Source organism: Buchnera aphidicola (Anoecia oenotherae), from assembly GCF_005080765.1.
GTDB classification, from domain to species: Bacteria; Pseudomonadota; Gammaproteobacteria; order Enterobacterales; family Enterobacteriaceae; genus Buchnera_E; species Buchnera_E aphidicola_AB.
Genome location: NZ_CP033012.1, coordinates 488,749 through 502,975 on the forward strand (window position 1 = coordinate 488,749; position 14,227 = coordinate 502,975).

General features: G+C 22.4%; 12 protein-coding genes and 1 tRNA gene. 2 read left to right on the forward strand and 11 right to left on the reverse strand.

From position 1 onward, the window contains the following. Positions 1-45 precede the first annotated feature (45 nt). From rpsL to tusD, 4 genes are all read right to left on the reverse strand, one after another. On the reverse strand, positions 46-420 hold the full coding sequence (rpsL, locus tag D9V65_RS02105; RefSeq protein WP_158342055.1) for a 30S ribosomal protein S12: 375 nt from the start codon (positions 418-420) through the stop codon (positions 46-48). A 94-nt stretch (positions 421-514) separates the two neighbouring features. After that, the gene (gene tusB / locus D9V65_RS02110; protein ID WP_261978535.1) at positions 515-781 is read right to left on the reverse strand and encodes a sulfurtransferase complex subunit TusB; all 267 of its coding nucleotides are present in this window, start codon (positions 779-781) and stop codon (positions 515-517) included. 26 nt (positions 782-807) lie between these two features. After that, entirely contained in the window at positions 808-1,167 is a 360-nt protein-coding gene (gene tusC / locus D9V65_RS02115) for a sulfurtransferase complex subunit TusC (RefSeq protein WP_158342059.1), read from the reverse strand. 40 nt (positions 1,168-1,207) lie between these two features. Next, positions 1,208-1,603, reverse strand: a complete 396-nt coding sequence (gene tusD / locus D9V65_RS02120; protein WP_158342061.1) for a sulfurtransferase complex subunit TusD — start codon at positions 1,601-1,603, stop codon at positions 1,208-1,210. Between the two features lie 1,861 nt (positions 1,604-3,464). Between tusD and tsgA the strand changes: the two genes are divergently transcribed. Further along, on the forward strand, positions 3,465-4,646 hold the full coding sequence (gene tsgA, locus D9V65_RS02125) for an MFS transporter TsgA (protein WP_158342063.1): 1,182 nt from the start codon (positions 3,465-3,467) through the stop codon (positions 4,644-4,646). A 198-nt stretch (positions 4,647-4,844) separates the two neighbouring features. Here the strand turns inward: tsgA and trpS are convergent, their stop codons facing one another. From trpS to aroK, 4 genes are all read right to left on the reverse strand, one after another. Continuing rightward, positions 4,845-5,843 (reverse strand): tryptophan--tRNA ligase, encoded by a 999-nt coding sequence (gene trpS / locus D9V65_RS02130; RefSeq protein WP_158342065.1) that lies wholly within the window; start codon positions 5,841-5,843, stop codon positions 4,845-4,847. A 188-nt stretch (positions 5,844-6,031) separates the two neighbouring features. Beyond that, entirely contained in the window at positions 6,032-6,703 is a 672-nt protein-coding gene (gene rpe / locus D9V65_RS02135) for a ribulose-phosphate 3-epimerase (protein ID WP_158342067.1), read from the reverse strand. A 136-nt stretch (positions 6,704-6,839) separates the two neighbouring features. Next, the gene (gene aroB, locus D9V65_RS02140; protein WP_158342069.1) at positions 6,840-7,925 is read right to left on the reverse strand and encodes a 3-dehydroquinate synthase; all 1,086 of its coding nucleotides are present in this window, start codon (positions 7,923-7,925) and stop codon (positions 6,840-6,842) included. 84 nt (positions 7,926-8,009) lie between these two features. Further along, complete coding sequence (gene aroK, locus D9V65_RS02145; protein ID WP_158342072.1) at positions 8,010-8,534, reverse strand: shikimate kinase AroK; 525 nt, start codon at positions 8,532-8,534, stop codon at positions 8,010-8,012. A 555-nt stretch (positions 8,535-9,089) separates the two neighbouring features. On the opposite strand from aroK, the gene D9V65_RS02150 reads away from it, so the two are divergent. Further along, a tRNA-Ser gene (locus D9V65_RS02150) sits at positions 9,090-9,178 on the forward strand. Positions 9,179-9,289: 111 nt separating this feature from the next. Here D9V65_RS02150 and deoD read toward each other — a convergent pair. The 3 genes from deoD to D9V65_RS02165 all read right to left on the reverse strand — a co-directional run bounded on the left by deoD (position 9,290) and on the right by D9V65_RS02165 (position 13,251). After that, positions 9,290-10,000: a purine-nucleoside phosphorylase gene (gene deoD / locus D9V65_RS02155; protein ID WP_158342074.1), complete on the reverse strand. Its 711-nt coding sequence runs from the start codon at positions 9,998-10,000 to the stop codon at positions 9,290-9,292. A 52-nt stretch (positions 10,001-10,052) separates the two neighbouring features. After that, positions 10,053-11,288, reverse strand: a complete 1,236-nt coding sequence (locus tag D9V65_RS02160) for a phosphopentomutase (protein WP_158342076.1) — start codon at positions 11,286-11,288, stop codon at positions 10,053-10,055. A gap of 361 nt (positions 11,289-11,649) precedes the next feature. Then, positions 11,650-13,251, reverse strand: coding sequence for a peptide chain release factor 3 (locus tag D9V65_RS02165; protein ID WP_158342077.1), 1,602 nt, complete (start codon positions 13,249-13,251; stop codon positions 11,650-11,652). Positions 13,252-14,227 lie beyond the last annotated feature (976 nt).

Consider the following 14,227-nt stretch of genomic DNA (forward strand, 5'->3'; position numbering starts at 1 on the left):
ACTTATTTAAAATAAAACATTTTTATATTATCTCAAATAATAAATTTAAGATTTATTTTTTTTGACTCCATATTTTGATCTACTAGTCTTTCTTTCCTTTACTCCGGCACAATCTAAAGATCCTCTAACTACATGATATCTTACTCCAGGTAAATCTTTTACTCTTCCACCTCTTATTAATATTACAGAATGTTCTTGCAGATTATGCCCTTCTCCACCTATATATGCAGTAACTTCAAATCCATTTGTTAAACGAACTCTACATACTTTTCTTAATGCTGAATTAGGTTTTTTAGGAGTAGTCGTATATACTCTAATACACACTCCTCTTTTTTGAGGACAACTATTTAATGCTGGAACATTACTCTTAGTACTTTTATATAACCTTGACTTTCGCACTAACTGATTAATAGTAGACATAATTTTTCCTAATATTTTTAAGTTTTATTTAAAATATATTGTGTTTTTCAATAATTTGTTTTATAGATACTTCAATTTAAATAAAAATACTTCTTTACCAATTCATTTGTGTGGTATGTTTAAACGTAAGCTGTACAAATTGTATGTAATTTATAACTTTAAAACTAGAATTAATATTTTTCAAACCCCGAGCTTCTAAATCTTCCTTTAAAATATATATAATATTTATATAACTTTTATAAGTTAAAACAAAATTTTCATCTACTGCAAAAATCACTCCATCTTGCAACATAATAATGTCATCATTTAAATCTACCATTAAAAACATAGTATCTAAATCGATAAAATATGGGGACTTCATCAATGTATGCAGCAAATCTATTACCTCTAAAAATTTACGATGCAATTAAAACTATTTAATTTTTTTTTAAAGGATAAAGTATTTAATACTTCTATATTAACTAAAAAGTCATCAAAAAAAAATATCCCTCGCTTATTAACAGATTCTAAATGTAAATAACACTTTTTTTCGCAATAAATTGAAAAAATGCGAAATGCATGAGTATATTTATAAAAAAAAATATTTTTAGAATTCTGCTGTTTAGATAATTGAAGTACTCCGTCATTTATAAAAAAAAGCCCTATTTTATTAGTAAATGAAGATAATGCTAAAGCAGCATTTAAACCTTCTTGACCATTAGAAGTTCCATAGGGAAGATGAGAAAAAACAAAAGCTATATTATTCATTATTCACATAAATCTATTTTAATTAACTGATTAATACAATTTAAAATTGTATAAAACGATGAGACTTTTTAACTGATTTCAAAAACCTACTAAAACCTACAATAGAAAATGCTTTTGAAATATTTTTTGTATTTTTTTCTTTACTTAAATTAGTATTTTTCTTTATTACTCCACGTTGTATTAATGAATTTATACACAAATATAATCTCACATTATGTGTATCATGTAATTTTCTCCATTCTTCTTCTATATTTACATAATGTACATTTTTCATGCTACTAGTAGTAACTCCATTAAAAACACCATCACCATAAAAAAATACACTGTATATATTATGTCCTAAACTAATAACAGTTCTAGAAAAAATAAAAGAACTCATGGAATTTTGTGAACTATACAACGAAGAAGTTACCATTACTGTATAAACATATTTCATTGTTAAAAAGATCAAGTTGATTTGATATAAAATTATTATTTACAACCTTAAACTCATCTAAGTTTAAGATAACGCATTAACAATCTATTATTATATAAGCAATATATATATACTAATTATTTAGTATTAAAAAATTTAAATATATTTTTTTAAAATAATAATTTATTACTAAAATAACGATTAAATTTAATAATTCATTTTATAGTTCTAACAAATTAAACAAAATTAAGCTAGCATTTTTTTTAAAAAAATAATCAAATAAACAAATTAAAAAAATAGCAAAACATCATAATTTGAATAAATAAGTTTTAAATATTTTAACTAATTTATTCATTCTATACTTCTAAATATTTTATTTAAATAAATAATCTATATTTAAATAGTATTTTTAAAAAAATTATTAAACAAAAATTTTTTTTTAAAATTAAAGTTAATTCAATTAAATGTAATTAATCAAAAAAAAATAAAACCATTATGTTTATTAATTCTTAACTTAATATAAATTCTGCACTTAATAATATCTAATATATAAATATTCTGTATATAATATAAAAATATATATTTACTTTAAATTAATTATTATTAACGCTAATATCATGAATACACATATATATTTCTCTTAATTTTTCATTTTTAAGATATAATAATGATTATTATATTAATAATCATATTAATTATTACTAATAATATATACTTATATCTTAATTGAAAGTATGAAAATTCTTAATTTAATACTAAAACTGTTATTAAGTATTAGTCTAAAACAAAAAAATATAACCTATATAACACTAAACATTATTACTTTGTATATATGTGTTCTGTAATTAAATTTATTAAGACCAAATATTTACAATTATTTCTAATAGAATTTTTAACGGTTTAATATAAATTCTCAGTTCAAAATTATAATGTTTTTAAAATTTATATAAAATCCAAAAACTAATAATAACTATATAAATAGTGTATATATTTATCTATAATAAAATATTTGTTTAACACTCTATATTTTCTAATTAAAACTATGCTTATATATTAAAACTACAAATAACTGTAACTATTTATAATATTAATAACCATAAAATAATAATTATTTATTATTTCAAGTTATATGTAAATTATCATTTTTAATGATTTTTAACATAAAACTAGTATTTTACAACATTTATAACACCAATAAATACTACTATTGTAATATATAAATATATAGTCAAAAATACTATTCAATAAATTTTACGTATTCAATTACAAAACAGTAATCACTACTACTATTTTTTATTTATATTTTCTTTACTATTAAAAACATTATTTTTATTTTATTTCACAAAATATTAAAAAAATAAAAAACATATTCAAAGAATTTTGTAAAACACCACTTTACTTTTAAAATAAACTATTTTTAATTTTAAAGTTAAATAAAAAATACTGTTCTCTACAAAAAATAATTATACTTTTTAATATTAATTTATTTTCTTAAATACTTTAACTCATTCAACAAAAATATATATAATATTTTCATTATAATTTCTTATATAAAAATTTTTAAAAAAAAATATACTATATTATGTTTTCTATAACTAACACTCTACTATTTATTATTTGTATTATCTATTCGTATTAAAAACTATATTTAATAGAAAAAACATAATTTACTACTAACGTTTTTAATAACAAATAAATCTATAGTATTGTACAATACATATTTGTATTGTATATTTTACAATTTTAAAATTAAATTATAATTCTTTTTTTTCTTAAGTACTGCGAAGTTTTAAATTATCATCAATAGGAAAACTCTAATCCTCATAATTTTTTTTTTAAAATTGATTGCACATTCTTTTTTATGAATAATAATTAAGGAACAATAATGAATTATAACCGTGTTGGTTTAACTTGGATTAGTTTTTTATCATATGCTTTTACTGGAGCTTTAGTGACTGTTACTGGTATAGTAATGGGTAATATAGCAAAAGATTTCAAACTATCTTTAGTAGATATGAGTAATTCTTTCACTTACTTAAATTCAGGAATTTTGACCGCTATGTTTATAAATAACTGGTGTGTCAAAATTATATCTTTAAAAAAACAAATTTTTTTTAGTTTTATATTAACTGTATCGTCTATTTTAGGATTATCATTTTTTCATAGCATCACTATTTTTTCTTGTAGTATGTTTATATTAGGTAGTGTTAGCGGTCTTACTATGTCTATAGGAACATTTATAATTGCTAATTTATATAATGGCACAAAACGTGCTACTTTTCTGCTATTAACTGATTCTTTTTTTAGTATGGCAGGTATTTTTTTTCCATTTATTACTGGATTTTTACTAGCAAAAAATGTTCCTTGGAACTGGATTTACATCCTAATAGGAATAATAGATTTATTTATTTTTTTTATTGCGATGAATGTGCAGTTTCCCGCTGTTAAAGAAAAAAATATAGAAGTACACTCAAAACTATCAAAAAATGGAAAAATTAGTGTAATTCTGCTTGCTGTATCTGCTTTTTTTTATATTTTAGGACAATTAGGTTTTATTTCTTGGGTTCCTCAATTTGTTATGCAAAACATGCATACAAATATCAACTATTCTAGCCAATTAGTAAGTAATTTTTGGATGGCGTATATGGTAGGAATGTGGTTTTTTACCGTTGTATTAACTTTATTTGATTTACAAAAAATAGTTATATTGTTAACTGCTAGTTCTACTGTACTAATGTATATTTTTATTCATAGCTATGATATTCATCATTTACCATGGATGATTTCTATGTTAGGATTTTTTTCAAGTGCTATATATACAATAATTATTACTTTAGCTTCATTACAAAAAAAAGTAGCTTCTCCAAAAATCGTAAACTTTATTTTAACATCTGGAACAATTGGAACACTATTAACCTTTGTTTTCACAGGTCCTATCGTAGCTGCAGGTGGAGTTAATGCTGCATTAAACACTGCTAATTTTTTATATTTAATAGTATGTGTTTTACATGTAATAGTAATCTATTTTTCTCAGCATAAAAAATATTTATTAAGAAAAATATAAAATATATTTTTTTCATTTTAAACTAATTTTAATAAAAATAATTACATAAAAATATTAAGTAAACTTTTAAACTATAATGTATATAATTATATATTTTATATTTAAAAGTTTAATTGTAAAATATAAAGCATATTTACTTGATGTAAAATACACTAAATAATTAAACTACTTATCTAAAAAATAGATATATTTATATTTTTAGTTAAATAAATTAAATAATCTTTCAATTGTTTCTTTCGCTTTTTTTGTAGCTTTTATTGCCCCTTTAAATAAAATATCCCTTAAATATACTTCATCTCTTCTATATAAAAAATATTTTTCTTGTATAGGTACTAATTTTTTTTTAACTGTTTGAAAAATCATTAGTTTTAAATCTAAATATGTCTTATTTAAAAAAAATTTTTCTAATTCTACAATAGGTATTTTTTTAAAAGCAGAAAGTATTTCTAAAAGATTAGAAATTCCTGGTTTTTTTTTCTTATTAAAAGATATGTTTGCTGGATTTTCAGAATCTGTTACTGCTTTTGCAAATTTCTTCTTTATTAAGTCTATATTATCTAACATAAATATACTACTATTTCTATTAGAATCTGATTTAGACATTTTTTTTGTTGGATCTAATAAAGACTTTATTCTAGATCCTGATTTAGTTATAATTAAACTAGGAATAGTAAATATTTCTTTTTTGTAAATTCTATTTACTCTGCGAGCTATTTTTTTTGTTAACTCTATATGTTGTTTCTGGTCTTCTCCTACTAATACTTTATTAACATCATATAGTAATATATCTGAAGCCATCAATATCGGATAAGTTAATAATCCTGAATTTATACTAGCATTCTCATTTTTAGACTTGACTTTAAATTGCGTCATTCTAAATAAATCACCAAGATTCGTATAACAATTTAATATCCAGTTTAATTGAGTATGTTCAAGTACTTGAGATTGCAGAAATACAATACTTTTATTTGGATCTACTCCACATGCCAAATATAAAGCTAAAGTATCTAATATAGTTTTTGTACTTCCATTCTTATTTTTTTTTTTATAAATATTTTTTTTTGCTGTCATAGCATGTAAGTCAGCAATACAATAAATACATTGATAACTATCTTGCATTTTTTTCCAATGACATAAAACTCCTAAGTAATTAGCAATAGTTAACAATCCAGAAGGTTGAACAGCACTAAATAAAATCTTTTTTTTTTATACATATTTTTCATTTCTTTATTCACAGTTACAATTTTCATTTATTTGTTTAAATAAGTTTTTGATTATAAATAATTAATTCTTATTTATAAATGTTACTCAGTATATATTAATATTATTATTTATTCTATTAAGCTTCATACTATCTATTTCAAAAATAATTCATTACTACCCAATTAATATATATTGTTTGCTTGCTCACGTAATTTTTTTAAAATAGAAAAATAATTTTTACTTTCAAATACTACAGAACCAACAATAAATACATCACTACCTGCTCGTGAAATATCTGCAATATTTTTTAAATTAACACCTCCATCGATATGTAATAATATTTTTAATTTACTATTTTCAATTATTGATCGAACTTTTCGTATTTTACCTAATGTTGAATCAATAAACGATTGTCCTCCAAATCCTGGATTAACTCCCATTAATACAATGTTATCTACTTTATCTATAACATGTTCTAAACAACATAAAGAAGTTGCCGGATTGAAAACTAAACCAGTCTGACATCCATACTCTTTTATTATATTTAATATTTTGTCTATATGATCAGTGCATTCTGGATGAAAGAAAATTGAATCTGCTCCTGCTTTTAAAAAATCGTGAATCAAATTTTCTAATGGTCTCGCCATTAAATGCACATCGATTCGTGACGTAATATTAGATTTTCGTAAAGATTTTAAAACCATTGACCCAAAAGTTAAATTAGGAACATAATGATTATCCATCACGTCAAAATGAATCAAGTCTGCTCCAGAAGACATTACGTCTATAATTTCTTTCTCTAAATTTGAAAAATTTGCAGATAAAATTGATGGAGCTAATAATATTTTTTTCATAGCTTTATTCCATATGTACAATACAATTGTAAAAATAATTCTAAATAATTAAAGTAATGTGTATAAATTTTAAACTATTAAATTAAATATATATTCATCGTATTTTTAAATAACTTTTTATAAAAATTAAAATTATTTACACCATCACGCTTTCAATAGATTTCAAAATTATATCTGAATCTATTTTTGAATAAATATCACACTTCCCTATTTTTTTTGGCAAAATTAATCGTAAAACTCCTGAAATTACTTTTTTATCTCTTTGCATATGATTTAAATAAGATTGTGCGGAACTATTTTTAGAAAGATGTACAGGCAAACCGATATTTTTTAACAAAAATATAATCCTTAATAATTCTTGTTCTTGAAGAAATCCTAATAAAAAAGAAGTATACGAAGAGATTACAATACCTACTGAAACTGCTTGTCCATGAGACCAAAAACCATATCCTAATTCTGTCTCTATAGCATGACCATAAGTATGTCCTAAATTTAATAATGCTCTTAGATCATTTTCTTTTTCATCATTAGATACTATTTTAGCTTTTAATTCACAACACTTTTTTATACAGTATAGTACTGATACTTTATCTAAATTTAATACTAAAGAGAAATTTTCTTCTAACCAAATAAAAAATCGTTCATCAAAAATAATAGCATACTTTACTACTTCTGCCATTCCAGATTGTATTTCAGAAAAAGGTAAACTACTTAAAAAATCTAAATTTAAAATTACACTTTTAGGTTGCCAAAACGAACCTATCATATTTTTCCCAAAAATATGGTTTACCCCTGTTTTTCCTCCTATAGAAGAATCAATTTGAGATAAAAAAGTAGTAGGTAACTGAATATAACTAATTCCTCTTAAATATATAGATGCCACAAAACCTACAATATCTCCTATTACTCCACCTCCTAAAGCAATTAAAACACTATTCCTGGAATATTTCTTTTTTAACATAATACTGATAACAAACTCCACTGTTTTTAATTGCTTAAACTGTTCTCCATCATCGAGAACAAGTTCATCTATATGTCCATATTTTTCACTTAAGTAGGTAATAACATTATTTTTCCATAATTTAGATATACGTGTGTTTGTTATTAACATTACCTTATTTTTTTTTTCTATACAAAAAAAAGATTTATCTATTTTTTCTAATTTAGATCCTATAATTATAGGATAACTACGATTCCCTAAATTTACTCGTAAAATATCCATAAAGTTATTCCCTATAAATGTGTAATAAAAATATATGTATATAAAAATGTTTTTTTATATTGTACTGGCTATAATAGTCATAGCTTAAACTAAATTGTCTATATATCTAATTATTTCTAATACTAATGTTTTAATTCCTTTATCTTCTGTATATATTACTATATCTTCAATTTCTTCATACAAAGGATTTCGAATATTTTCTAGTTTCTTAAAAATTAATTCATTTGGATCTTTAGTATTTAACAAAGGCCTATTTTTATCTCTTGACGTTCTAATAATTTGTTTTTCAATAGATGTTTTTAAATAAACTACTATACCTCTAGAAGACAATTTATTTCTAACTTTTTTAGATAAAATAGATCCACCTCCAGTAGCTAAAACTATACCTTGTTTTTTTACTAGAGTATTAATTACTTTTTCCTCTCTAATTCTAAATTTTTTTTCTCCTTCAACATCAAAAACCCAACTAATATTTGCTCCAGTACTTTTTTCAATCTCATCATCTGAATCATAAAAATCCATATTTAATCGTCGTGCTAATTGTTTTCCAATGGTGCTTTTTCCTGCTCCCATAGGTCCAATTAAAAATATATTACGTTTTTCTGCCATATTTTACTATTTTAAACTTAATCATTTTGTTGTGTTGTATAAAATCCAGTATAACCATACTGGTGAGAATAAAGTATAAAACTATAAACTAAAGTAAAATTACTACTTTAAATAAAAAAAATTTAGCTTATTTTGTTTTTTTATATTAAATATTGTCTATCAATTTAATTAACTATATCTAATTATTAGTTATATCTAATGGTGAACACAAATTACCGCTCTAAAAATACTAACTATTAGTAATAATATGTTTTAATACTATAAAAATTTACCATCGATTTAATTTATAAAATTTGAAATTATCTAATTAATAATATTTTAAAATTTAAAAAAAATATATAAAATAAACAAATATATAAACCTATTTAGATTTTAGTTACAATAATAAAAAGTCTATATTTATTACACAATTATTAAAATATTTAAACATTGTTTTACATATAAATAATATATATTACTTATTTTGTTACATAATACGAAAATATATAAATTTGCATAAAATTTATATATACTTATTACATCAAATAATGTACATTTAAAATGTAAAATAAAAAAGGTGAGATGTCCGAGAGGATTAAGGAGTACGCCTGGAAAGCGTATATACGTTATTCAACGTATCAAGGGTTCGAATCCCTTTCTCACCGGAAAATAACTAAATATTTTACCTAAAACAGTTTTTAGATTAATTATTAATATATAAAACAATACTTTTATAACAATTACTAGAAAATAAATATAGGTTGTATACTATACTTTTAGTTTAAATGAATAGAATTCAATGCTATGTCTATCATTTTACTACAACTTTCTTCTCTATCTTTGACACTTAGTTTATCATTTTTTATTAAATGATCTGTTACAGTGCAAATAGAAACTGCTTTCGCATTAAGTTCTGCTGCAATACTATAAATTCCAGACGTTTCCATTTCTATTGCAAGAATATTATATTGCACTAACATTTTTAATAGTTCACTAGTATTAGAGTAAAAAGAATCTGTTGTAAAAAAATTTCCTACCTTAACAACAATATTCATTTTTTTAGCACTTAATACTAATGAAGATAACGTATCGTAGTCAGCAATAGCTGAAAAATCATGATTTCCAAAACGTAATCTATTAATTCTAGAATCAGTACACGCACCCATTCCAATAACAACATCATTTAAATTGACAGAATCTAATACCGCACCACAAGTACCAACACGAATTATCTTTTTCACTCCAAACTCTGAAATTAGCTCTCTTACATATATAACAGAAGAAGGGATTCCCATTCCATGGCTCATAACAGATACTCTCTTATTTTTAAAAAATCCAGTAAATCCTAACATAGATCGTACAGTATTTACTTGTATTGCATTTTTTAAATAATTTTCAGCAATATACTTAGCTCTTAACGGATCTCCAGGCATTATAACAACTTCAGCAAAATCACCTTTTTGAGCATCAATATGCGGTGTAGACATAAAATTTCTCCTAATTATTATATATTTCTTTTATTACTACACATTAATGAAATTAAAGCATATTTTTTCCATAATTCATTCTAGTAGTTCCAAAATAAGAAGCAATAGTTTGAGCTATATCTGAAAAAGTTTTTCTAAAACCTAAATATTTAGGTTCAATACTTAAACTATATATTAGTATAGGTATATTTTCTCTAGTATGATCAGTCCCAAACCATGTAGGATCACAACCATGATCAGAGGTTATAATTAACAAATCATCTTTTTTTAAAGATTTTAAAATTTCAGGCAATCTAGAATCAAACAACTCTAGTCCTGCAGCATAACCAGATACATCTCTTCTATGTCCCCAAGAAGAATCAAAATCAACAAAATTAACAAAAATCATAGAATTGTCTTGATTACATTCTTGAATTTCTGTTAAAGTACAATTAAATAATTCATCTATACCAGTAGCTTTTATTTTTTTTGAAATTCCTACATTAGCATATATATCTGAAATTTTTCCTATAGAAATAACATTTCCTTTTTTTTCTTTGATAACTTTTTCCATTATAGTAACAGATGTAGGTTTAACTGAAAAATCATGCCGATTTCCTGTTCTATAAAATTCACTTTTACTCTGTCCAAGAAAAGGTCTAGTTATTACTCTAGCAATATTATATTTCTCTTCATCAAGTATTTTTCGGATATCTTGTCCTAATTTATTTAAATTATTTAATCCGAATATTTTTTCATGACACGCTATTTGAAATACAGAATCTGCAGAAGTATAAAATATAGGATATTTAGTTTTTATATGTTTTTCCCCTAAAACACTTAAAATATCTGTTCCAGAAGATCTGCAATTACCTAAATAACCATGTAAAAAACACTTATCTACAATTTTTTTTAACAAATTTTCAGGAAAACTATTTTTATATTCAAGAAAATAATCCCAATTAAAGAGAACAGGAACACCTGCTATTTCCCAATGTCCAGAAGAAGTGTCTTTTCCAGAAGATATTTCTTCTGCATAACCATAACTTCCTATTAAATCTAATGAATTATTGATTTCTAACCCGATCACTGGTTTTTTTCTCGATTTTTCAGCTGCTTTTGATATACCTAATTGAACTAAATTAGGGATTTTTAACAATCCTTCTCTTAACTTACTATTTGCTAATCCTCTAAAACAATACTCAGCGATATGACCGAAAGTGTCTGATCCATTATCTTTGAATTTATATGAATCTTTTGTAGATCCAATTCCAAAAGAATCAAGTACTATCAAAATTACTCGTTTCATATAAATATCACTCCATATATATATACATTATTATAACAAATGTGCATCTATACTTCTTTATAAAAAATCACTATACTTAATATACGCAAAATACAATCTATATAAATTATATTTTACATATCTAAAAAAACAAATTTCGTTTTTAAATCACATATTTATAATGATTAATGTTTTTAATTAAAAAATACTTTATTCAGATTAAATGTTAATTATTTTCTTTAATTAATAAAATTTTCTATTTTAAAAAAATAAAGTTTTAAAAAAATATTTAACATTTAAGTGTATTATTTTTTACAAAAAATTTTTTTTGTTTTATACAAATGAATGTATTTATTTATTAAAATAAGTATTTCTTTTAAAATTAAAAATTTATTGTACTAGAGAAAGATATGTATTTCTTATATAGATCAGACGTAATCTTTAAATTTGCTGAACTTGTAGCTATATAAACTAAGTTTTTTTTAAAATCAAGAGCTAAGTACTGAGAATACTTATTCATAAAATCTTTCAATTTTTTTTTAGATTTACATTTAATCCATCTAATTAAAGATATATTAATATCATTATATACTATATCAACTTTATACTCTATTTTTAGACGATCAAGTACTACTTCAAATTGTAACAAACCTATAGCACCTAAAAATATAGTATTATTATCTATTTTTTTAAAAACTTGTATAGTTCCTTCTTCAGATAACTCTATTAATCCTTTAACTAATTGTTTTTTTTTTAAAGGATTTTTCAATAATATTTTTTTAAAAATTTCTGGAGCAAATAATGGAATTTCTATAAAACTAAAATTTTCCCCTTCAGTAAAAGTGTCTCCTATATTTATAGTACCATGATTATGTATTCCAATAACATCTCCTGGATAAGCAACATTAACTATTCGTCTTTCTCCTGCTATAAAATATACAGCATCTGATAAAACAAATATTTTTCCTGTACGAACATTTTTTAACTTCATGCCTTTAAAAAAAGTTCCAGATACAACTCTCATAAAAGCAACTCGATCACGATGTCTTAAATCCATATTTGCTTGAATTTTAAAAATAAAACCTGTTACAAAAGATTCTTTTGGATCAACTATTCGAACATTAGTTTTTCTAGAATTAGGACTCGGTGCATATTTCACTACATAATCTAACATGTAATCAATTCCGAAATTTCCTAGAGCTGTACCAAAAAATACAGGAGTAGATATAGACTTAAGAAATTCTATAGAATCATACTTATCATATACGTTTTCTATTAATTGTAATTCTTCATATATTTCTTCAGCATAATTTTCTTCATATATCTTTTTTAAAGAAAATAAATTTAAAATTTTAGGATAATTAAATAAAATATCGTGATTTTGTTTATTTTTTTTTTTTTTTAAATATTTATATATTTTTTTATCTTTTAAACTATAAATTCCGTAAAAACTAGTTCCAGAACCTATAGGCCAATTTATAGGAATACATTTAATATTTAAATCTGATTCAATTTCGTCTAACAAAGATATAGAATTCTTAGAATATCGATCTAATTTATTAATAAACGTTATAATTGGAGTTTTTCTTAATCTAGTAACTTCAATTAATTTTTTTGTTCTTTCTTCTACTCCTTTAGCAGCATCTATTATCATTATACAAAAATCTACTGCTGTTAAAATACGGTATGTATCTTCAGAAAAATCTTCGTGTCCAGGAGTATCTAAAAGATTTATTATATAATTTTTATAAGAAAACTGCATGACCGATGTAGTAACAGAAATTCCTCTTCTTCTTTCTATCTCCATCCAATCAGATTTTGCATATTTACTACTTCCCTTCGATTTTACTGTCCCCGTTGTATGTATAACTTTTCCTAAAAACAACATCTTTTCTGTAACAGTAGTTTTACCTGCATCTGGATGCGAAATAATAGCGAACGTCCGTCTTTTTTTTATTCTATCTTCATAGTTAATAGTAAACATTCATTGATCCATACATATTTTATAATAAATAAATTTAATCCCTTTTAAAAATGTCTTACAAGACTTACTAAATAACTATAGATTGATTAACATTTATATAAATATTAGTATCTTATACTAAGACAAATAGATTAGCTTAAAATTAAGCTATATTATATCCAAAGTATATTATGAATTACATTTGAGTATTATGAAACTTATATAACTTAAATAGTATAGTACATTATATATATATATATTATTCAAATAAAAACATTAGACTAAAAATAATCAATATTGTATTTTATATATACTTAAAATCAATTTTATGACTGTTCATTTATATAATAATTGTATTGATATTTTCATATTTTATATTATCTAATTCTATTTTATAAAATATATATGTATATACTTTATATTAATATTTCATTATATATATTGAATATTATGTTTTAAACTACTCAAATAATGTCATAATTAATTACTATACTATTTTTTTAATGAAAATTAAAAAAAATAAAAAATAAAATTATTCTGTTAAATATATAAAAGCGTATTAATTTATTTTTTATAGAAATTCATTAATCATTTAACTAATACTTAAATAGTTAATTATACCTTTTTTTTTTTTTTTTTTTTTTTATTTTTTGTGTATATTTTTTTTTTTTTTTTCTTTTATTTTTTTAAAAGTTCTATAGGTACTATTGTTTTTTTTTCCTCGTTTGTTACTTTTCATTTTTTTTTTTTTTCGAATTTTATAGGGTCGATTTTTTTTTTTTATTTGTTTTTGTATTTTTTAAATAAAGAATACTACTTTACTTTCAAGTAAACAAGAAAAATTATTCTCATGTTTCTTTTCTGTAAAATAAATAGAATTTAAAAAAATACTATTTTCATCTTTTTTTTACATAGCAAAAATTATTACATGAAAAATAATCCTATTAGAAACATAGACTTTTCCTCCACATATAGAATTGTAAATATATTTAAAATA